This window comes from Allobosea sp. RIT-PG3_2 (assembly GCF_057321085.1).
The window spans coordinates 445,132-466,210 of sequence record NZ_JBXWCA010000002.1; the positions used below are offsets into that span (position 1 = coordinate 445,132).

The 21,079-nt window shown below is 67.0% G+C and carries 15 protein-coding genes; 11 read left to right on the plus strand and 4 right to left on the minus strand.

Features of this window, described 5'->3' with window-relative positions; all coding sequences use genetic code 11:
* Positions 1–23: 23 nt before the first annotated feature.
* On the minus strand, positions 24–1,514 hold the full coding sequence (locus AC2FAN_RS07805; protein ID WP_485173306.1) for an ABC transporter substrate-binding protein: 1,491 nt from the start codon (positions 1,512–1,514) through the stop codon (positions 24–26).
* Between the two features lie 178 nt (positions 1,515–1,692).
* Here AC2FAN_RS07805 and uxaC point away from each other — a divergent pair, with 178 nt between their 5' ends.
* The 3 genes from uxaC to AC2FAN_RS07820 all read left to right on the plus strand — a co-directional run bounded on the left by uxaC (position 1,693) and on the right by AC2FAN_RS07820 (position 5,552).
* The gene (uxaC, locus tag AC2FAN_RS07810; RefSeq protein WP_485173307.1) at positions 1,693–3,096 is read left to right on the plus strand and encodes a glucuronate isomerase; all 1,404 of its coding nucleotides are present in this window, start codon (positions 1,693–1,695) and stop codon (positions 3,094–3,096) included.
* Entirely contained in the window at positions 3,093–4,562 is a 1,470-nt protein-coding gene (locus AC2FAN_RS07815) for a mannitol dehydrogenase family protein (RefSeq protein ID WP_485173308.1), read from the plus strand. Before uxaC ends, AC2FAN_RS07815 begins: the two co-directional genes overlap by 4 nt.
* Before the next feature lie 159 nt (positions 4,563–4,721).
* Positions 4,722–5,552 (plus strand): transporter substrate-binding domain-containing protein, encoded by an 831-nt coding sequence (locus tag AC2FAN_RS07820; RefSeq protein WP_485173309.1) that lies wholly within the window; start codon positions 4,722–4,724, stop codon positions 5,550–5,552.
* A 181-nt stretch (positions 5,553–5,733) separates the two neighbouring features.
* On the opposite strand, the gene AC2FAN_RS07825 is transcribed toward AC2FAN_RS07820, so the two are convergent.
* Positions 5,734–6,891 carry an amidohydrolase gene (locus tag AC2FAN_RS07825; RefSeq protein WP_485173310.1) on the minus strand — a complete coding sequence of 386 codons (1,158 nt, stop codon included), beginning with the start codon at positions 6,889–6,891 and terminating at the stop codon, positions 5,734–5,736.
* Between the two features lie 215 nt (positions 6,892–7,106).
* Here AC2FAN_RS07825 and AC2FAN_RS07830 point away from each other — a divergent pair, with 215 nt between their 5' ends.
* The 7 genes from AC2FAN_RS07830 to AC2FAN_RS07860 all read left to right on the plus strand — a co-directional run bounded on the left by AC2FAN_RS07830 (position 7,107) and on the right by AC2FAN_RS07860 (position 16,570).
* Positions 7,107–8,813, plus strand: a complete 1,707-nt coding sequence (locus tag AC2FAN_RS07830) for a lysine--tRNA ligase (RefSeq protein WP_265051420.1) — start codon at positions 7,107–7,109, stop codon at positions 8,811–8,813.
* 199 nt (positions 8,814–9,012) lie between these two features.
* Positions 9,013–10,002: an iron exporter MbfA gene (gene mbfA, locus AC2FAN_RS07835; RefSeq protein WP_485173311.1), complete on the plus strand. Its 990-nt coding sequence runs from the start codon at positions 9,013–9,015 to the stop codon at positions 10,000–10,002.
* A 239-nt stretch (positions 10,003–10,241) separates the two neighbouring features.
* Positions 10,242–10,904: a hypothetical protein gene (locus tag AC2FAN_RS07840; protein ID WP_485173312.1), complete on the plus strand. Its 663-nt coding sequence runs from the start codon at positions 10,242–10,244 to the stop codon at positions 10,902–10,904.
* A 127-nt stretch (positions 10,905–11,031) separates the two neighbouring features.
* The gene (acnA, locus tag AC2FAN_RS07845; protein WP_485173313.1) at positions 11,032–13,704 is read left to right on the plus strand and encodes an aconitate hydratase AcnA; all 2,673 of its coding nucleotides are present in this window, start codon (positions 11,032–11,034) and stop codon (positions 13,702–13,704) included.
* A gap of 44 nt (positions 13,705–13,748) precedes the next feature.
* Positions 13,749–14,717, plus strand: coding sequence for a Bug family tripartite tricarboxylate transporter substrate binding protein (locus tag AC2FAN_RS07850; RefSeq protein ID WP_485173314.1), 969 nt, complete (start codon positions 13,749–13,751; stop codon positions 14,715–14,717).
* A gap of 41 nt (positions 14,718–14,758) precedes the next feature.
* Positions 14,759–15,691 (plus strand): GntR family transcriptional regulator, encoded by a 933-nt coding sequence (locus AC2FAN_RS07855; protein ID WP_485173315.1) that lies wholly within the window; start codon positions 14,759–14,761, stop codon positions 15,689–15,691.
* A 189-nt stretch (positions 15,692–15,880) separates the two neighbouring features.
* Complete coding sequence (locus tag AC2FAN_RS07860; RefSeq protein WP_265051414.1) at positions 15,881–16,570, plus strand: nitroreductase; 690 nt, start codon at positions 15,881–15,883, stop codon at positions 16,568–16,570.
* Between the two features lie 216 nt (positions 16,571–16,786).
* Here AC2FAN_RS07860 and AC2FAN_RS07865 read toward each other — a convergent pair whose 3' ends face one another.
* Positions 16,787–17,848, minus strand: coding sequence for a DUF808 domain-containing protein (locus AC2FAN_RS07865; RefSeq protein WP_265051413.1), 1,062 nt, complete (start codon positions 17,846–17,848; stop codon positions 16,787–16,789).
* Positions 17,849–18,019: 171 nt separating this feature from the next.
* Entirely contained in the window at positions 18,020–20,098 is a 2,079-nt protein-coding gene (locus tag AC2FAN_RS07870; protein ID WP_485173316.1) for a 3-hydroxyacyl-CoA dehydrogenase NAD-binding domain-containing protein, read from the minus strand.
* 184 nt (positions 20,099–20,282) lie between these two features.
* On the opposite strand from AC2FAN_RS07870, the gene AC2FAN_RS07875 reads away from it, so the two are divergent.
* Entirely contained in the window at positions 20,283–21,032 is a 750-nt protein-coding gene (locus tag AC2FAN_RS07875; protein WP_485173317.1) for an enoyl-CoA hydratase-related protein, read from the plus strand.
* Positions 21,033–21,079 lie beyond the last annotated feature (47 nt).

Below are 21,079 nucleotides of genomic sequence, written 5' to 3' on the forward strand. Positions count from 1 at the left end.
CGGTTGGATCCATGAAGATGAGATCAACGCCAGCGCAGCTCCGCCAGTGGCGTCACCGGCAATGGCCAGTCGGTCCACATGCCCTCCAGCGCGGCGTTGGCGACCGTGATCTTCGGCAGGATGAAGAGGAAGCCGTTGACCGCGTCGCGCGCCAGCTTCTCCTGCGCCTGCTTGTAGAGCACGTTGCGCTCGGCCTCGGGCAGGGTCACCGCGATCTTGGCGATCAGCTCCTTGAAGGCGGGGTCCTTGTACTGGAAGTAGTAGCCGTCGCGCGCATAGATATCGATGTCGAGCGGCTCGGTATGGGCGATGATGCTGAGATCGTAGTCCTTGTTGCGGAAGACGCGCTCCAGCCATTGCGGGAATTCGAGCGGCTCGATCGCGGCGTTGATGCCGATCTGCGCCAGCAGCGCCGCGACGATCTCTCCCGAGCGGCGGGCATAGGAAGGCGGCGGCAACTTCAGCGTACAGTTGAAGCCGTTCGGGAAGCCAGCCTCCTTGAGCAGCGCCTTGGCCTTGGCAGGGTCGTAAGGATAGGTGTTGGTCAGGTCGACATAGGCCGGGTGCAGCGGCGAGAAATGGCTACCTATCAGGTCGACGTCGAAACCGTAGACGCCGAGCGCGATGGTCTTGCGGTCGAGCGCATGCGCAATGGCCTGCCGGACCTTGGGATTGTCGAAGGGCGGCTTGGCATTGTTGGTGGCGAGAACCGTCTCGCCCTCGGTGCGGCCGATCGTGACCTTGAGCCTGGCATCGGCCTTGAGCTGCGGCACCGCCTCGGGCGCCGCTAGATTGGTGTGCGCATCGACATCGCCAGCCCTGAGCGCCGCGACCTGCGCCTGCGGATCGGACATGAAACGGAAGATCGCCCTGGCCAGTGCCGGCTTCTCGCCCCAATAGCCGTCGAAGCGGGCGAGCTCGAGCCGGTCGCCGCGATTCCAGCGCAGGAATTTGAATGGGCCGGTGCCGACAGGGCTGGTCTTGTTGTTGGCGGCGCTCGCCGGCGCGACGATCACCGCATCGCCCCAGCTCAGGCCGTAGAGGAAGTTCGCCGTCGGCTGCTTGAGCTTGATCACCACCGTCGCCGGGTCCGGCGTCGCGATCTCGGCGATCGGCGCGAAGAGCTGGCGCTGGGCATTGGTCGAATCGGGCGCGACGGCCCGCTCGAAGGAGAATTTCACCTGCTCGGCGGTGAAGGGCGTGTCGTCATGGAATCTCGCGCCCTGCCGCAGCTTGAAGCTGTAGGTGACGTTGTCGTCGGCGATGGTCCAGCTCTCGGCGAGGCAAGGCTGCAGCTTGCCGGTCCGGTCCATCTTGACCAGCCCCTCGAAGATGTTCTGCAGCGTGACTTCGCGGATCGCCTGCGCGGCGCCGGAGGTCGGATCGAGCGTCGGCGGCTCCAGCGTCTGGGCGATGGTGACGCTGTCCTTCGCCTGCGCCAGCGCGACGACGGGAAGCTGCGCCGCCAGCGCCGCCAGTCCCGCCCCTGCCAGGAGTTCACGCCGCGTCGTCATCGTCATCGCTCCGGTCCGTTTGCGGCTGCGAAGATGGCGCGGGACGAGCGGCGAGCGCAAGCCTGCTTCGGCGCAATCCGCGTCGCGCGAAAAGCCCGAGCCTGGCGCACTAGTATACCAGGCAATTGACCCCTGCCGCAGCCGGCTCTAGAGATCACGCGACCGATGGAGATGCCCCATGCTGTTGCACGATGATCGCCTCTTCCCCGCCGATCCGGTGACGCGCGGCATCGCGCGACGGCTCTTCGCCACCATTCGCGACCTGCCGATCATCTCCCCGCACGGCCATACCGATCCGCGCTGGTATGCTGAGGACAATGCCTTCCCCGATCCGGCGACGCTCTTCGTCAAGCCGGACCACTACATCTTCCGCATGCTCTATTCCCAGGGCATTCGGCTGGAAGAGCTCGGCATCGCCCGCAAGGATGGCGGAGAGGTCGAGAGCGATCCGCGCAAGATCTGGCGCCTCTTCGCCGATAATTGGCATCTCTTCAGGGGCACGCCGACCCGGCTCTGGTTCGAGCACGCCGCCTCGACGGTCTTCGGCGTCAACGAGCGCCTGACGCCGGAAAACGCGGACAGGATCTACGACAAGATCGCCGCCAAGCTGGAAGAGCCCGAGCTGCGCCCCCGCGCTCTGTTCGAGCGCTTCAAGATCGAGGCGATCAGCACGACCGAAGGCGCGCTCGACGATCTCAAATGGCACGACATGATCCGCTCGTCCGGCTGGGGTGGCAAGGTCGTCACCGCCTATCGGCCTGACAGCGTCGTCGATCCGGAATTCGAGGGCTTCGCCGACAATCTCGATAAATTCGGCGAGTTGACGGGCGAGGATATCGGCAGCTGGACCGGCTACCTTGCCGCCCACCGCAAGCGGCGCGCCTATTTCAAGGAGCGCGGCGCCACCTCCTCAGACCACGGCCATGCCACGGCGCGCACCGCCAATCTCTCGGATGCGGATGCCGAAAAGCTCTATGCCAAGATCCTCAAGGGCAAGGTTTCGGCCAAGGACGCCGACCTGTTCCGTGGCCAGATGCTGACCGAGATGGCTAAGATGAGCCTCGATGACGGGCTCGTCCTGCAGATCCATCCGGGCTCCCATCGCAATCACAACGCTGCGCTGTTCGAGCATTTCGGCCGCGACATGGGCTGCGACATCCCGACCGCCACCAACTATGTCGAGGCGCTGAAACCGCTGCTCGACGCCGTCGGCAACGAGCCTAACCTGACCGTGATAGCCTTCACACTCGACGAAACCGCCTATTCGCGCGAGCTCGCCCCGCTCGCCGGGCATTATCCGGCGCTGAAGCTCGGGCCGGGCTGGTGGTTCCTCGATGCGCCCGAAGCCATGCTGCGCTTCCGCGAACTGACGACCGAGACGGCCGGCTTCTACAACACCGTCGGCTTCAACGACGACACCCGCGCCTATCTCTCGATTCCGGCGCGCCACGATGTCGCCCGCCGGGTCGACTGCGCCTATCTCGCCAAGCTCGTCGCCGAGCATCGGCTGGAAGAGGACGAGGCGGCCGAGGTCGCCTACGACCTCGCCTATCGCCTCGCCAAGGAGGCCTACAAGCTGTGACCCGCCTTTCCGCTTCGACCCTCGCCGGCCTGCCAGCCCCCATCCGCCGCCCGGCCTATGACCGTTCGGGCCTCAAGTCCGGCATCGTCCATCTCGGGCTCGGCGCCTTCGCCCGTGCCCATCTCGCGGAGTACACCGAGGATGCGCTGGAGAGGCGCTTCGGCGCCTGGGGCATCGTCGGCGCCAGCCTGCAGCGCCCGGACCAGCGCGACCGCCTGCAGCCGCAGGACGGGCTCTACACCCTGCTGAAGCGTGCTCCGGCAGGGCCCGAACTGCGCATCATCGGCTCGGTGCTCGACGTACTCGTCGCTCCCGAGAGCCCGTCTGCCCTCGTTGCCAGATTGGCTGCGCCCGAGACACGCATCGTCTCGCTCACCGTCACCGAGAAGGGCTATTGCCACGATCCGGCGACCGGCCGCCTCAAGGCGGATCATCCCGACATCGTCCACGACCTTGCCAACCGCCAAGCACCGCGCTCGGCGGTCGGCATCCTCGTCGCCGGCCTGAAGGCGCGCCGCGATGCCGGGCTCGGCCCGTTCACCGCACTATGCTGCGACAATCTCCCCTCAAACGGCCATGTCCTGCGCGGCCTCGTGCGCGATTTCGCGGCGCTGACCGACGACAAGCTCGCGGCCTGGATCGAGGCCAACGGCGCCTTCCCGGCGACGATGGTCGACCGCATTGTGCCGGCCACGACCGATGCCGACATCGCCGAGGTCGCCAGGCTGATCGGCGCCGAGGATGCGGCGCCCGTCATCGGCGAGCCCTTCCGGCAATGGGCGATCGAGGATGTCTTCGCCGCCGGCCGCCCGGACTGGCACGAAGTCGGCGCACAGATGGTCTCGGAGGTCGCGCCCTTCGAGTTCATGAAGCTCCGCATGCTGAACGGCGCGCATTCCTCGCTCGCCTATCTCGGCTATCTCGCCGGCCATGAGACGGTCGCCGAGGCCAGCGGCGATCCCGTCCTCGCGCGCTTCCTCGGAGGGCTCTGGGCCGAGATCATGCCGACCGTGCCGGCCCCGCAGGGCGTCGTGCTCGCTGACTACGCCAAGGCGCTGCTCGCCCGCTTCCAGAATCCCGCGATCCGCCACCGCACCTGGCAGATCGCCATGGACGGCTCGCAGAAGCTGCCGCAGCGCCTGCTCGGCACCATCCGCGAGCGGCTGAAGGCCGGCGCGCCGATCGACCATCTCGCGCTCGGTGTCGCCGCCTGGATGCGCTACGTCACCGGCACCGACGAAAAAGGCGGCGCGATCGACGTCCGCGATCCACTGGCGGTGGAGTTCAAGCGCAGGACCGAGGCAGCCGGGCGTGATGCCAAGGCGCTGGCCGAGGCGCTCACCGGCATCGAGGCGATCTTCGGCAGCGACCTGCCGCAAGACCAACGGTTTAGGAAACCGGTGGTCGCTCATCTCGCCTCGCTCTTCGACAAGGGCGCGAAGGCGACTGCGGCCAGTCTGGGCTAATACAGCTCCGTCATTCTCGGGCGAAGCAAAGCTTCGACCCGAGAATCTCATGACGCGAAGGCTCTTGGAGCCGCATCCGGCAAGAGATGCCCGGGTCAAGCCCGAGCATGACGGCGGGCCTCTTGATCCTCAACTCCATCCGGCGCCAGATGCGCGGCGATGCTTCGCGCGCTGACCGCCCTCGCCCTCTCGACCCTGCTGGCTGCGACCGCCACGGCGCAGGCTCCACCACGCGTCGCCGTGCCCAATCTCTGGGACCCGCGCATCCGGCTCGACCGGCCGGCGCCCGGCCCGCCGCGCGTCGTGCGCTTCCTGACCGACGACGACTATCCGCCGTTCCATTTCGCCGGGCCGGACGGCGCACTGACCGGCTTCTCGGTCGAGCTCGCCCGCGCGATCTGCGAGAAGCTGGCCTGGACCTGCACGATCCAGCCGCGCCGCTTCGACACCTTGCCGGACTCGCTCACTGAGGGCCGCGGCGACGTACTGGCTTCGGCGATGAACCTGACGCCGGCGCTGCGGGAGCGCTTCGCCGCGAGCCATCTCTATTTCCGCGCCCCGGCCCGCTTCGCCACCACGCGCGGCAATGCCCGTGCCACGCTGGACACCGCCGCCCTACAGGGCCGCCGTGTCGCGGTGGTCGCCGGCACGGCGCATCAGGCCTTCCTCGAAAGGCTGATGCCCTTCGTGCAACGCCGGGAGAGCGCCAATCTCGGCGCCGCAATCGCCGCGCTGCGCAGCGGCGAGGCGGAGTACGTCTTCGCGGACGGCGTCGCGCTGTCGCTGACGCTCGCCGGCAGCGGGGGCGAATTCGCCTTCTCCGGCGGCCCCTATCTGGAAAGCCGCTATTTCGGCGAAGGCGTCGCCTTCCTCATGCGCAGGGACGATCCCGCCCTGAAGCGCGCGATCGACTACGCGCTGCAGGGCCTGTGGGACGACGGGACCTACGCCCGGCTCTATCTGCGCTTCTTCCCGGTCAGCCCGTACTGACTACCCGGCTGCGGTACGGAACCGGCCGTCATTCCGGGGCATTGCGCAGCAATGAGCCCGGAACCCATGACCACGACGGGTCAGGAAGAGCGGCATCGGTGCCGGCCCTTCTTCACCTCCTGTGGTCATGGATTCCGGGCGCGGACCGTTGGCCCGCCCCGGAATGACAGGGAGTATTCTCTCAGGGCGCGTTGCTGGCCAGCGCCTGCTTCGCCACCGCCGCTAGCCAGCCGGAGGTCGCCGGCAGGATCGCGTCGTTGAAGTCGTAGCGGTCATTGTGCAGCTCGCCGCCGTTCACGGCCGGGCCGTTCCCGACCCAGACATAGGCGCCGGGCCTGTCGTCCTGGAGGAAGTAGCAGAAATCCTCGGAGGTCGTGCTGGCGGGGATGTCGCGGCGCAGCCCGAGCCCCGCGGCCTTCGCCGCATTCGCCGCCATGTCCTCCTCGTCCGGCGTGTTGATCGTCGCGAGCCCGCCGAGCGAGAAATCGACATCGGCCGTCATCTCGAAGGTGGCGGCGATGTTGTTGGCGATATCGCGGATGCGCTGCACGACCCGCTCGCGCACCGGCACCGTGAAGACGCGATAGGTGCCCTCGATCCAGACATGGGTCGGGATCTGGTTCGAGGCGAGCCCACCATGGATCTGCCCGATCGTGACGACCGCGTTCTCCATCGGGCTTACATTGCGCGAGACGATGGTCTGCAGCGCCACGATCAGGTGCCCCATCGCCGTGATCGGATCATGGGTCAGCTCCGGCTTGGCGGCGTGGCCCGCCGTGCCCGACAGCGTGATCTTGAATTTCCCCGGCTCGGCCATCACGGGGCCGCGATGCACGGCGACGGTGCCCGCCTCCAGCCCCGGCCAGTTGTGCAGGCCGAAGACGCGCTCCATCGGGAAGCGCTCGAACAGCTTGTCGGCGATCATCGCCTTCGCCCCGCCATAGCCTTCCTCGGCCGGCTGGAACAGGAACTGGACCGTGCCGCTCCAGCTCTCGTCGCTGTTGAGCAGCGCCGCCGCGCCGAGCAGCGAGACGGTGTGGCCGTCATGGCCGCAGGCATGCATGACGTTGGTCTTGCCGGATTTATACGGAAGGTCGTTGACCTCCTGTATGGGTAGCGCATCCATGTCGGCGCGCAGGCCGACCGAGCGTTCCGAGGAGCCGCGCTGAAGCGTGGCGACCACGCCGTGACCGCCGACATTGGCGGTGAAGGGAATGCCCAGCTCCTTCAACTTCTCCTGCACGAAGGCGCTGGTCTCAGCCTCCTGCAACGACAATTCGGGGTTTGCGTGGAGATGTCGTCGCCAAGCGGTCAGCTTGTCGAGCAGGTCGCGGTCCAAAGCGGCATCCTTTCAAGGCATGGTCGAGGGTCGAAAAAGCCAGGAGGAGCCTATACCGCCACCGGCAGCCGGCAAGGCATTCCGGCGGGGGCCGCACCCTCGTTTGCCGCATTTCAACCGGGCTCGCGCATTGACGGCGCCCTTCGCAATCTGCGAAAGCCCCTTCTTCGCATAAGCGATATCTCTTATCCGTTCAGGAGAGGACACCGCCCCTCATGCCCGCCTTCGACGCAGCCCTTGTTGACGCCGCCCAGCGTTCGGCCGCCTGGCCGTTCGAGGAGGCCCGCAAGCTCGTGGCCCGCATCGAGAAATCCGGCAAGAAATCGGTGATCTTCGAAACCGGATACGGCCCCTCCGGTCTGCCGCATATCGGCACCTTCGGCGAGGTCGCGCGCACCTCGATGGTCCGGCATGCCTTCAGGGTGCTGACCGGCAACACCATCCCGACCCGGCTGATCGCCTTCTCGGACGATCTGGACGGCCTGCGCAAGGTGCCGGACAATGTGCCGAACAAGGAGCTGCTCGCCGCCAATCTCGGCAAGCCGCTGACCGAGGTGCCGGACCCGTTCGGCACGCATGACTCGTTCGGCCGCCACAACAATGCGCGGCTGCGCGCGTTCCTGGACGGCTTCGGCTTCGACTACGAGTTCAAGTCCTCGACCGACTCGTACCGCGCCGGCGAGTTCGACGCGACGCTGCTCAAGATGCTCGCCCGCTACGATGCGGTGATGAAGATCATGCTGCCGACTTTGCGCGAGGAGCGGGCGGCGACCTATTCGCCCTTCCTGCCGATCCATCCGAAGACCCGCATCGTCATGCAGGTGCCGATCGACGAGGTCGATGTCGAGACCGGCACCATCGCCTGGACCGATCCCGAAACGCGCGAGCGCTTCGTCACTCCGGTCACCGGTGGCCATGTGAAGCTCCAGTGGAAGCCGGACTGGGCGATGCGCTGGGTCGCGCTCGGCGTCGACTACGAGATGGCCGGCAAGGATCTGATCGACTCGGTCAAGGTCTCCTCGCAGATCGCGCGTGCGCTCGACGCCACGCCGCCGGAAGGCTTCAACTACGAGCTCTTCCTCGACGATCTCGGCCAGAAGATTTCGAAGTCGAAGGGCAACGGCCTGACGATCGAGGACTGGCTGACCTACGGTCCGCCGGAGAGCCTGGCGCTCTACATGTTCCAGCGCCCGCGCGAGGCGAAGAAGCTGCATTTCGACGTCATCCCGCGCGCCATCGACGAATATCTCCAGTTCCTCAACGGCTATGAGAAGCAGGACTGGAAGAACCGGCTCGGCAACCCGGTCTGGCATATCCATGCCGGCGATCCTCCGGAGCCGGAGGTGATCGCCTCGGGCGAGGGCGACAACGCGGTGCGCACGCAGATCAGCTTCGGCCTGCTGATGAACCTCGTCGCCGTCGCGAATTCGGAGGACAAGGCCGTGCTCTGGGGCTTCCTCCAGCGCTACGCCCCCTCGATCTCGCCTGAAACACATCCGCGCCTCGATGCGCTCGTCGGCTACGCGATCGCCTATTTCCGCGATTTCGTGAAGCCGGCGAAGAGCTACCGTCCGGCCGACGAGGTCGAGCGCGATGCGTTCACCAAGCTCGACGCGGCCATCGCGGCCCTGCCGGCGGACGCCACGCCGGAGATGGTGCAGGACGCCGCGCTGGACGTGGCCCGCGCCATCCCGCGCTACCAGAACCTCGCCGCCAAGAACGCGACGCCGGAGCGTCCGGGCGTCTCGGGCGACTGGTGGAAGGCGATCTACCAGGTGCTGTTCGGCGAGGAGCAGGGCCCGCGCTTCGGCTCCTTCGCGGCGATCTACGGCCTGCCCAACACCCGCACCCTGATCGCCAAGGCGCTGGCGGGCGATCTGGTCAAGGAGCACGCCGCCTTCCTCGCCGCGCGCAAGGGCTAGCGAGGGACGGCCCGGACCGAGTCCGTCGAACGAACGATCGTCACCCGCCTGCGCCGCCTGACTGGCGTCGCAGGCGCCGACCAGCACATGCAGCAGGACTCCGGCGCCCTGACGGCCCGCACGAAAGCATATGCCGGAGTGGACTGAACTTTAGAATGTTTCTAAATAAGGTCATCGACTCATTCTGGCTGGTGACGCCATGCCCGCGCTGTTTTCCTTCTTTCGACCTGCCCGGCGCCGATTCGATGACCTGAGCCAGCAGGAAGTCCTGTCCCTCGCCATTCTCGCCGAGGAGGAAGATGGGCGCATCTATGCCGCCTACGCAGCGAACCTGCGCGAAGAGTATCCGGCGTCGGCCAAGGTCTTCGAGGACATGGCCGCCGAAGAGAATGAGCATCGGCGCAGCCTGCTGGACCTTTACATGCGTCGGTTCGGCCAAGCCGTCGTCCCGATCCGCCGCGAGCACGTCGAAGGCTTCTATGAGAGGCGGCCGCTTTGGCTGGTCAAAACGCTCCCGCTGGAGCGGGTGCGCGCAGAAGCCGCCGATATGGAGCGCCAGGCCGAGAACTTCTATCAGCTGGCGGCGTCTCACTGCCCGGATGCCGAGATGCGCAAGCTGCTGGGCGACCTGGCCGCGGCAGAGGCCAATCACGAGAAAATGGCGCTGGAGCTGACGGACGCGCTCGTGCACAGCCGCGCGGGAGAAGCCGAAGGCGAGCATGCCAAGCGCCAATTCCTTCTGACCTGGGTCCAGCCCGGTCTTGCCGGGTTGATGGATGGGTCCGTTTCGACGCTGGCGCCCATTTTCGCCACGGCGTTCGCGACCCAGAACCCTTGGACGACCTTCCTCATCGGACTGTCGGCCTCCGTCGGCGCCGGCATCTCGATGGGCTTCACGGAAGCCGCGCATGACGATGGCAAATTGTCTGGAAGGGGGGCGCCGTGGAAGCGCGGACTGGCTTCCGGCGTCATGACCACACTCGGCGGGCTTGGACACGCCCTGCCCTATCTCATTCCTGATTTCTGGACCGCCACCTCGATCGCGCTCTGCGTCGTCTTCGTGGAGCTTTGGGCCATCGTCTGGATCCAGCATCGCTTTATGGAGACGCCTGTCGGGCGGGCCGTTTTTCAGGTCGTTCTCGGCGGCCTGCTCGTGCTGGCCGCGGGCATCTTCATCGGCGGAGCCTAGACGTGGCAGCCTCCGAATTGACAAGGGACATCAAGCAAGCGCCGGCTTTTGCGGCCTAGGACGCACTCTGTCCCATTCCGAATGGTCGACTCTCCATCACCATGGCGAGGTCGCCCGGACCGCTTCGGTCCGGACATTTGGTGACGAGAACGCGATATTGGCGTAGATTGGCAGCCTGGCTCTCTTCAGGAGAAGGGACGATGGCTCCAATCAAAACGCCCCGATGCCCAACCGGCCCGATGCAGCCTGAACTGCGCCTGCGATGGGAAGTGCAGTTCGCGGCGACCCATTTCCAGCGTGTGTTCAACCAGAGCCTGTATCCGTTCGTCGGACATGTCGTGCAGGTGTTCGAGCCCCCGGCCTCGCCAGGCATCCTGTTTCAGTTCCGCGACGGCATGCGCGAGGAATTCGCGAAGCTGCTCGATAAGCGGGCTTTCCCGCCCAAGACTCTCAATGAAGCGATCCGGGCGGTCGTTCCGGGGGCCAAGCCCGTCATCCCCGACAATCCGGGGATCGATCACCGCGATGCCTGGTGGCGTCAGGCCGCGGCCGGGGCCGCGATCGGCTCGAGCTTCCGCGAAGAGGGAACCGGTACGAGCCTTCATATCGCGTTCAACAAGACCCTCTGCGACGTGCATGTCGACAGGAACGGCTTCGTGGTCAACCACGACGGCCACACCCATTGGGATCTGAATGGCCTGCTCCGCCACCTGACCATCGATCTTGCCGGCGACAAGGCGCCTTGGCTGCTTCACACCGGCGTAGTGCTCGATCGTCACCAACGGCCTATCGTCCAGGCGACCATTGGGCCCTGGTTTGCAGTCGATCTGCCATCGAAGGACGGCAACGACCGGACGGCGGTCAAGGTTGGCATTCAGATCACCGGCAGCTTCGGCCGATAGGCGCAGATTCGTCAGCTCGTTTCGACGCATCCGGCGCCTCCACCGGAAATGAAAGCCCTTATCAGCGGTAATCCCGGAGCCGGACGCCATATTGTATTTTGAGTCGTCTTTATGCATATCTTTCGGCATGAGCTTTCGAGCACGATCTTTTTCGGAGACAGGCAGCGCGACCGGACAGGCCTGTCTCATCGCGGACCTGCCGGGCCGGTTCGGCGTCGATCTGCAAAAACTGCCCTACGTCTTGCGGATCATCGCCGAGAACGTCATGCGCGAGCTCAAGGCGCAGGAGGAGCGCGACCAGGCGCTCTCTGATCTTCAAACCTGGCTCGTGCGCGGGACGTCCGAGGCGGAGATCGCCTTTCAGCCCGGCCGCGTGCTGATGCACGACACGACCTGCACGCCGGCTCTTGTCGACGTTGCGGCCATGCGCGATGCCATCGCCGCAGCGGGGGGCGCCCCTGAGCGCCTCAGCCCGGTTCTGCCGGTGGACGTATCCGTCGATCACTCGCTTGGTGTCGATCTCTCGGCTTCGCCGGATGCCATGCGGGTCAATCTGGAGCGCGAATATCACCGGAACGGCGAGCGCTACCGCTTTTTGAAATGGGCGACGCAGGCGCTCAGCGGCGTCCGGGTCCATCCGCCCGGCACCGGCATCATGCACACGATCAACCTGGAGCAGCTCGCGACCGTCGTGACCACGCGGCGGATCGACGGCCGTGTCTGGGCGATGCCCGACACGCTGATCGGAACCGACAGCCACACCCCCATGATCAACGGCATCGGCGTTCTCGGATGGGGCGTCGGCGGGCTCGAGGCCGAGAGCGTCATGTTCGGCATGCCGGTGATGATGCGGATTCCCGACGTCATCGGCGTGCGTCTGACGAACCGGCTGCGCGAGGGCGTGAGCGCGACCGATCTCGCGCTGACGGTGACGCAGCGCCTGCGGGCTCGCAACGTCACCGGCGCCTTCGTCGAGTTCTTCGGCCCGGGCATCTCCGGCCTGTCGGCGGGCGAACGAGCCGTGGTCGCGAACATGACGCCCGAATTCGGCGCCTCGACCGGCTATTTCCCCATCGACAGCGCGACACTGGATTACCTGGCGCAAACGGGGCGTTCGCGGCAACAGATCGCGCTTGTCGAGGCCTATGCGAAGGAGCAGCAGCTCTGGTTCGATCCGCAGGCACGGCCCCGCTACACCGACATCGTCGAGATCGATCTCGCCGCGATCGCCATCAGCCTTGCCGGGCCGCGCCGACCGCAGGATCTGCTTACACCGGCGGCCGTGATGCCGGCCCTCGCCGCCATGCCGCGGCCGAAGACGCCTTCCGCTTCATTGCCGCGTTTTCCCATCGCCATCGCCGCGATTACGAGCTGCACCAATACCTCCGACCCTCGCCTCGTCGTGGCGGCCGGCGTCGTCGCGCGCAAGGCGCGTCGGCTCGGCCTCAGGCCACCGGCCTGGGTGAAGACCTCCCTGGCGCCGGGATCGCCTGCGGCCGAACGCTATCTCAGCCGTGCGGGGCTGCTCGAAGATCTCGAGGCCCTCGGCTTCGGCATCGTCGGCTATGGCTGCACCACCTGCATCGGCAATTCGGGGCCTCTGCTGCCGGTGATGGATGCCGCCGTCCGCGCCGACGAGGTTCTTCCCGTCGCCGTCCTGTCGGGCAACCGCAATTTCCCCGGTCGCGTCCATAGCCAGGTCGAGGCCGGTTTCCTGGCCTCGCCGGCGCTGGTTGTTGCCTATGCGCTTGCCGGCGATGCGGATCGCGACATTTTGCAGGCGTCTTTGACTTCGACGGCAGACGGCAGACCGGTGACGCTTGCCGAGCTGTGGCCCACAGGCGCCGAGATCGACGCCGCGCTGGCGCTCGCACTCGATCCGGCGGATTTCAGCCATGCTTTTGCCGAGGCAACCGCGAGCCGGCACTGGTCGGATCTCGACGCTCCATCCTCGGGGCTCTTTCCATGGAATCCGGCTTCGACCGCACTGCGGCCGCCGCCCTTTGCCAAGGCGATACAACCCAGCAGGCTCGGCTATCACCGCGCTCATCCGCTGCTGGTGCTCGGCGACGACATCACCACGGATCACATCTCCCCGGCCGGCCAAACCCCTGCGGCGAGCGAGGCCGGACGATGGCTGATCGAGCGAGGCGAGGATCCCAGGGATCTGAACGTCTACGCTTCGCGCCGCGGCAACTGGGAGGTGATGCTGCGCGGCCTTTTCACCAACCGCACCTTGGTGAACCGGCTCGCCGCCGACCTGCCGGCAGGCTCGACCCTGCACGTGCCGACGGGTGAGACCCTGCCGCTATGGCGCGCTGCCGAGCGTTACCGCGCATCGGGAGATGCGATGGTCGTCGTAGCCGGGGAACGCTACGGCACGGGTTCATCGCGAGACTGGGCAGCCAAAGGGCTTGGGCTCCTCGGCGTAAATGCCGTCATCGCCCAGAGCTTCGAGCGCATCCACCGCTCCAACCTGATCGGCATGGGGATTCTGCCTCTCCAGCTCGCGCCCGGGACGGGGTCCGGCTCATTGGCGCTCGTCCCCGGCGACACCATCGAGATCGAGGCCACGCCGGATGCGATCGCCCCGCGCGGCGCTGTCGCTGCCCGCATCCACCGCGCCGGCGGCTCGGTCGAGCTATTGCCGGTGCGGGCCGCCGTCGAGACCGCGCTCGAATGCGAAACGCTGCGTGCCGGCGGCATCATTTCCCTGATCCTCGGGCGCCTGCTGGCTGCGTCCGGTCCGCCTTTCGCCGCAACCGGCGAAACACCACCCGCAGCGCTGCGGGAAGCCTGAACAGCGCAAAAGCGCGATCACCTGTCATCCTTGGGAGGATTATCATGACGACCCGCAGAGTTTTCCTGGCCGCCGGCATGGCAGCGCTGTCCGTCACATCCGGCTTCGCGCTGGCCCAAACGCCGATCCAGGAGCTGAAGATCATGGCACCGGCCGGTCCGGGTGGCGGATGGGACGGCGCGGCCCGCTCGATCCAGCAGGTGCTGACCGAGACCAGGGCCGTACGCAGCGTCCAGGTCAACAACGTCACTGGCGCCGGCGGCACGATCGGGCTGGCGCAATTCATCAACAACGCCAAGGGCGACCCGAGCCAGCTGATGGTCAACGGCATCACCATGGTCGGCGCCATCCTGACCAACAAATCGCCCGTCAGCCTGGAACAGGTGACCCCGCTTGCGCGCCTCACGGGCGATCCGCTCGTGATCGTCGTCCCGGCCGACTCGCCCTACAAGACGGTCAAGGACTTCGTCGCTGCCATCAAGGCCGATGTGGCGCGCGTAACCTGGGCCGGCGGATCGGCTGGGGGTGCCGACCACATCCTCGCGGCGCTCGTCACCAGGGTGGCAGGGGCCGATGCCGGAAAGGTCAACTACGTCGCCTTTTCCGGAGGCGGCGAGGCGCTGGCGGCGATGCTCGGCGGGCGCGTGACGGCAGGCGTCTCCGGCTATGGCGAATTCGAAGGCCAGATCAAGGCCGGCAAACTTCGCGCTCTCGCAATCTCCTCGGGCAAGCGGCTCGAAGGCGCCGATGTGCCGACGCTCAAGGAGCTCGGCTACGATGTCGAGGTCGTGAACTGGCGCGCTGTCATGGCCGGTCCCGGAATCACGCCGGACCAGAAGGCGCAGCTGACCAGGCTATTCGACGGCCTGGTCGCGAGCAGCGAGTGGAAGGCGCTTCTGAAGGCGCGCGGCTGGGACGACTACTATCTCGCCGGCGAGCCCTTCGCGGCTTTCCTCAAGGAAGAACAGGTCCGCGTCGGCGATATTCTCAGGACCATCGGCCTCGTCAAATAGGGCCGCTTGTCGCGCGGCCGCACCGGCCATAAACCACACCCGTGCGCGGCAATGCCGACGAGGGGCGGGTGATGGCTGGCAGCGGAAGAAGAGACCTCGCGACACCCCTTGCCGCACGCATTCTCGCGGACATTCGAGACGGCGGGCTGGCGATGGGGACGCATCTCCGCTCGCAGGACATTGCGACACGCCTCGGCGTGTCGCGGTTCCCCGTCGGCCAGGCTCTCCAGATCCTGGCCGACAAGGGCGTGCTGCGTCACGAACGCAACCGCGGCTATTTCGTCGAGCAGGCGTCGCCGGCTTCGAGCGATGCGCTTGGACTTTCCATGCCGGATAGGATCACACAGGCGTATTTCCGCATCGCAGACGACCATCTTCGCGGCCGCCTGCCGGAACAGGTCAGCGAAGCCGATCTCAGACAAGGGTACGATCTGACGCGAGCCGAACTCAACGCGGTGCTGGCCCGCATCGGCAAGGAGGGTTGGGCCGAGCGGCGGGCGGGCTATGGCTGGACCTTCGCTCCGGTTCTGAACACGCCGGAAAGCCTGGAGCAGACCTACCGCCTGCGCCTCGCCCTCGAACCGGCGGCGCTCCTCGAACCGGGGTATCACCTGGCGTCGGAGAGCATAGCCGCATGCCGCGCCGCCGAGGAACGGCTGCTCGCAGGCGCGATCGAAACAGACAGCGCCGACGCCCTCCACGAACGCGGCGTGCGCTTCCACGAAACCATCGTGGCAGGTTCGGGCAATCCGTTTTTCCTGGATACGATCCGCCGCATCAACCGTATCCGGCGGCTGCTCTCCTATCGCTCCATGCTCGACCGGAAGCGCTACCGCCAACAATGCGAGGAGCATCTCGCGATCCTCGACAGTCTGGCGGAAGGGCGGCAATCGGAGGCAGCCGAGCGCCTGCGACGACATCTGTCCCATACCATCGACAACCTGAGCGGCATCCGATCGCTCCTCAGCCGCTGATCGGGAACGTCTCAGGCGTTCGGCAGGTGCCAGCCTATAGTCTTGCTCGCGACTCCCACTTCGATACGGAAAAAGGTGTTCCTGCAATCGGGTCTCGCATACAGAGCCGATTGCGCCCAGGCGCCGGCCCAGGCGGTTCGGGTTGCCGCGATCTGTCGCCGGAGCGACTGAATGGAGAGATCGATAAAGATGAATGTCTCCAACGATATGAATGCGGTCGAGCGCGCCATCACGACCCGCCGCGCCATCCGCGCCTTCCTGCCCGATCCGGTCGATCAAGCTTTAGTCCGCCGTCTGATCGAGTTGGCGGCGCAGGCGCCCTCCGGCACCAACATGCAGCCCTGGAAGCTCAGGGTGATCGGTCCTCAGTCGCGGGCGCGGCTCGAAGCCGCGCTGCGCGCCGCCCTGGAGGCCGGGGAACGACCCGGCGTCGAGGAATACCGCTATTATCCCGAGCGCTTCCGCGAGCCCTATCTCTCACGCCGCCGAAAGGTCGGCTGGGATCTCTACGGCCTGCTCGGCGTGGCGAAGGGTGATGTCGAGGGCATGAAGCGGCAAACGGCGGCCAATCTGCGCTTCTTCGATGCGCCGGTCGCGCTGATGCTGACGATCGACCGCGATCTGGAGATCGGCTCCTGGCTGGATCTCGGCATGTTCATCCAGAACCTGCTGATCGCGGCCCAGGGCCATGGGCTCGATTCCTGCCCGCAGGCGATCTTCGCGCAGTTCCACCCGATCGTCAGGCGCGAGCTCGCGATTCCCGACGACGAGGTCGTGGTCTGCGGCATCGCCATCGGCAAGGCCGATCCGGACGCGCCGGCCAATCGCCTCGTGCCCGAGCGCGAGCCGGTCGAGGCCTTCACCAGCTGGCTGGATTGAGGGCTCCGCTGGAGCGTGCTTATTTCGCACGGAACCTCGGCGTCATTCCGGGGCACGGCGCAGCCATGAGCCCGGAACCCATGAACACCGTCATATCCAGACGAGAGCGATTGCCATCATCACAATTTCCTCCTCGCACCGTGTTCATGGGTTCCGGGCTCTTCGCTGACGCGAAGCCCCGGCATGACGCCTAAATTCCATGTCAACGCTGCACATCTAGGCCCCGGGCTTTTCGCCGGCCGGCTGCGTCGCCGCCTTCCTGAATAGCTTCAGCAGCGGCGCGACCAGCCAATGCATCGCGACGATGACGATCCCGCCGACGACCAGCCCAAAGACGGCCGCGAGCACCGCACCCGCCAGCCATTCGCCGGCAGCGGCCACGGCAGCCGGCAAGGCACGGCCGGCCGCGACGGCGAGATCATGGACGCCGTGGCCGAGGCCCGAGAAGCCATAGCCTTCCAGCCCGTGGATGATGATGCCGCCGCCGACCCAGAGCATCGCGGCCGTACCGATAGCGCCGAGCCCGGTGAGGAAATGGGGCATGCCGACGACGAGGCCGCGCCCGAGCGGCCGCGTCAGCCAGCTCAGCGCGCGATCGAGCCCGCCGGCCTCGCCCGGCGCCGGCTGCCTCAAGCCCAGCAGGCTCGTCGCTGGCCGCTGATTGGCGGCAAGCGCAACGCCGACATCGTCCGCCTTCACGATCAACGCGACCACGCCATAGACGACGACGGTGATGCCGATGCCGACGATGGCGAGCACCGCTGCCTTCATCCAGAAGGACTGATCCGCAACGCCGGCCAGCGTGATCGCCATGATCTCGGCCGAGAGGATGAAATCGGTCTTGATCGCGCCCGCGATCTTCTGCTGTTCGAGTGCCGCAGAATCGCCCGCCGCAGTCTCGCCCTCGCCATGCGCTCCGTGCGGCAGCACCAGCTCCAGCACCTTCTCGGCGCCTTCAAAGCAGAGATAGGCGCCGCCGGCCATCAACAGCGGGGTGATCGCCCAGGGCGCGATCAGGGCGAGGATCAGCGCGCCCGGCAGCAGGAAGAGAAGCTTGTTGCGTAGCGAGCCCAGCGCAATTCGCCAGATGATCGGCAGTTCGCGTGCGGCCGCGAAGCCGACGGCATAGCGTGGCGTCACCGCGGCATCGTCGATGACGACGCCGGCCGCCTTGGCGCCGGCCTTGCCGGCCTGCGCCACGACATCGTCGACCGAACTCGCCGCGATCTTGGCGATGCCGGCGACGTCGTCGAGCAGCGCGAACAGACCCGAAGCCAAAACGCCCTCCCTTGTTGGACAGCGACCCAGCTGATCGCGCCATTCCGGGATAGAGCCGCGCGTCATCCCGGACAAGCTGCGAAGCAGCGCGGATCCGGGATCCATCGAAGGCGCGCCGCTCTACGATGGATCCCGGCGCTCCGCTTCGCTGCGGCCGGGATGACGGCGCGGTTAACCCGCCGCCTTCAGGCTCGCAAACCCCTTGCCCTCGGCCGCGAGACGCTTCAGCAGCGGCGCCGGCTCCAGCGCCTTGTCGCCGGTCTCGGCGGCCTGCGCCTCCAGACGCTTCGCGATGACGCCGAGCCCGACGCTGTCGGCCCAATACATCGGGCCGCCGCGCCAGGCCGGCCAGTTATAGCCGTTGATCCAGACGATATCGATGTCGCCCGGCCGCGCCGCGATGCCTTCTTCAAGGATGCGGGCGCCCTCGTTCACCATCGGGTCGAGCAGCCGGGCCAGGATCTCGGCCTGCGTGAAGGCGCGGCGCGTGACGCCCTGCTCGGCCGAAATGCGGGCGATCAGCGCCTCGACCTCCGGGCAGCGCTGGCCGGTGCGCGCGCCCTGCGGATAGATGTAATAGCCGCGCCCGGTCTTCTGGCCGAACCAGCCGGCGTCGCAGATCGCGTCGGCCACGGCGGCCTTCAGCCCCCGTGCCTTGCGCGAGCGCCAGCCGATGTCGTTGCCGGCGAGATCGGCCATGGCGAAAGGGCCCATCTTGAAGCCGAAATCGACCAGCGCCGCATCGACCTGATGCGGCAGGGCGCCCGCGATCAGCAGCCGCTCGGCGGCGCGGGTGCGCTGCTCCAGCATGCGGTTGCCGACGAAGCCGAAGCCGTTGCCGACGACGACCGGCACCTTGCCGAGCTTGCGCCCGAGCGCCACCGCGGTGGCGACGGCATCATCCGCCACGCCATGCGGCCTGACCACTTCGAGCAGCTTCATGACATTGGCCGGGCTGAAGAAATGCATGCCGAGCACGTCCTGCGGGCGGCCGGTCGACGCCGCGATGGTGGGCACGTCGAGATAGGAGGTGTTGCTGGCGAGGATCGCGCCCGGCTTCGCGACCTTGTCGAGCTCGCCGAAGATCTGCTTCTTGACGCCCATCTCCTCGAAGGCGGCCTCGACGACGATGTCGGCGCCTGCCGCCGCGGCCAGCCCGACCGCCGGCTTGATCAGGGCGAGCCGCTGCTTGCGCGCCTCCGGCGTCAGCGAGCCCCGCGAGACCGAGATGTCGTAAATCGCGGCGATGCGGTTGATGCCGTTGTCGAGCGCCGCCTGCGCGGTCTCGATCAGCGTCACCGGGATGCCGGCATTGGCGAAGCACATGGCGATGCCGCCGCCCATCGTGCCGGCGCCAATGACGGCGGCGCGGGCGATCTCGCGCGGCTTCACTTCCGGCCCGATGCCCGGCACCTTCGCGACCTCGCGCTCGGCGAAAAAGACATGGCGCAGCGCCTTGGAGCGCTCATCGGCGATGAGCGAGAGGAAGAGCCTGCGCTCCACCGCCAGCCCCTCGGCAGAGGGCAGGAGGAAGGCGCTTCGGACCGCCTCGACTAGCGCCGGCACGGTCGGCATGCCCTCGGCTTTCCGCAGCGCCTCCTTCGCCAGCCCCTCGAAGGCCTCGCGATCCGCCTCCGTCAGCCTCTCGCCGTCGGCGCTCGTGACCGGTCGGCGCCCTTCGGCCGCCAGCCCCTCAGCCAGCCTGATCGCTGCCGTGACGAGATCGCTGGAGACGATCTCGTCGAGCAGCCCGTATTCGAGCGCCTGACCGGCCGAAATGGGTTCGCCCGAGAGCATGATCGGGAAGGCCTTCGCCGCGCCGATCAGCCGGGGCAGGCGCTGCGTGCCGCCCGCGCCGGGAATGAGGCCGAGCTTGACCTCGGGCAGGCCGAGTTTCGCTACGGGCAGCGCGACGCGGCCATGGCAGGCGAGCGCGACCTCGAGGCCACCGCCGAGCGCCACGCCCTGGATCGCCGCGACCACGGGCTTGGCCGAAGCCTCGATCGCATCGAGCAGATCGGGCAGCAGCGGCGCGGCCTGTGGCTTGCCGAACTCGCTGATATCGGCCCCGGCGATGAAGGCCTTGCCGGCGGATGCGATCACGATGGCGGTGACCGAGGCATCCGCATTGGCGGTCTCGATCGCTTTCGCCAGCCCTTCGCGCACGGCGGCACCGAGCGCATTGACCGGCGGATTGTCGATGGTGACGACCGCGACCGGGCCGCGCACCTCAAACTGAACCTTCGTCATCGACGGCCTCCGCAATCCTCGTTCCGCGCTCCGACTCGCTAGCCAAAGCAGCGAAGGCGTCCATCGGGTAGGGAGAGCCCGGCCCGCGCGATGTCAAGCGCGCGGCGACGAAAGACGCATCCGGCCGCGCTTGACCCCTCCCGAAAGCGCATGCCATCCCGGCAACACCATCAGGAGCGGATCGATGAGCGAGAGTGTCATCAGCGAAACCGTCGCGGCCGGCGTCGTGCAGATCACGATGAACCGGCCCGACCGCAAGAATGCGCTCGACCGCACGAGCTATGCCGGGCTGATCGCCGCCATCGTCGCCGCCGAGGCCGATGCTTCGATCCGCGCGATCCTGCTGACCGGCGCTGGCGGCTGCTTCACCAGCGGCAACGACATCAAGGACTTCGCGGCCGCCGCCGCAACGGGCCAGGGCCTGACCATCGCCATCGATTTCCTGAATGCGATCTCGACTGCGAAGAAGCCGATCGTCGCCGCCATCGAGGGTTTCGCCGTCGGCATCGGCACGACGATGCTGCTGCATTGCGACCTCGCCTTCGCGGGCCGCACCGCGACCTTCCGCCTGCCCTTCGTCACGCTCGGCCTCTCGCCGGAGGGCGGGTCGAGCTATCTCCTGCCGCTCGTCGCCGGCTCGAAGAAGGCGGCCGAACTGCTGATGCTGGGCGAGCCTTTCGGCGCCGAGGCTGCTGAAGCTGCCGGTCTCGTCAATGCGGTGGTCGAGGAGAGCACGGCGCTGGAAGCCGGGCTCGCCAAGGCCAAGACATTGGCGGCGCTGCCGCCGGAATCGGTCGCGCTGACGAAGATGCTGCTGAAGCGCGGCTCGGCTCAGGCCGTGGCCGAGACCATCGGTACCGAGGCGCACCATTTCGGCGAGCGCCTGCGTTCGGCCGAAGCCATGGCGGCTTTCGCGGCGTTCCTGAAGAAGTAGCAGCGGGGCGCTCGCGAAGCCGCAGCTGTCATTCCGGGGCAAGCGCA

What these genes read in the sequence shown, in the direction of transcription:
- AC2FAN_RS07820 (WP_485173309.1), top strand. Translation starts at nt 4,722, where the DNA reads ATGCTTCGCGCGCTGACCGCCCTCGCCCTCTCGACCCTGCTGGCTGCG.
- acnA (WP_485173313.1), top strand. Translation starts at nt 11,032, where the DNA reads ATGAGCTTTCGAGCACGATCTTTTTCGGAGACAGGCAGCGCGACCGGA.
- uxaC (WP_485173307.1), top strand. Translation starts at nt 1,693, where the DNA reads ATGCTGTTGCACGATGATCGCCTCTTCCCCGCCGATCCGGTGACGCGC.
- AC2FAN_RS07840 (WP_485173312.1), top strand. Translation starts at nt 10,242, where the DNA reads ATGCAGCCTGAACTGCGCCTGCGATGGGAAGTGCAGTTCGCGGCGACC.
- AC2FAN_RS07805 (WP_485173306.1), bottom strand. Translation starts at nt 1,514, where the DNA reads ATGACGACGCGGCGTGAACTCCTGGCAGGGGCGGGACTGGCGGCGCTG.
- AC2FAN_RS07860 (WP_265051414.1), top strand. Translation starts at nt 15,881, where the DNA reads ATGAATGTCTCCAACGATATGAATGCGGTCGAGCGCGCCATCACGACC.
- AC2FAN_RS07830 (WP_265051420.1), top strand. Translation starts at nt 7,107, where the DNA reads ATGCCCGCCTTCGACGCAGCCCTTGTTGACGCCGCCCAGCGTTCGGCC.
- AC2FAN_RS07870 (WP_485173316.1), bottom strand. Translation starts at nt 20,098, where the DNA reads ATGACGAAGGTTCAGTTTGAGGTGCGCGGCCCGGTCGCGGTCGTCACC.
- AC2FAN_RS07850 (WP_485173314.1), top strand. Translation starts at nt 13,749, where the DNA reads ATGACGACCCGCAGAGTTTTCCTGGCCGCCGGCATGGCAGCGCTGTCC.
- mbfA (WP_485173311.1), top strand. Translation starts at nt 9,013, where the DNA reads ATGCCCGCGCTGTTTTCCTTCTTTCGACCTGCCCGGCGCCGATTCGAT.
- AC2FAN_RS07875 (WP_485173317.1), top strand. Translation starts at nt 20,283, where the DNA reads ATGAGCGAGAGTGTCATCAGCGAAACCGTCGCGGCCGGCGTCGTGCAG.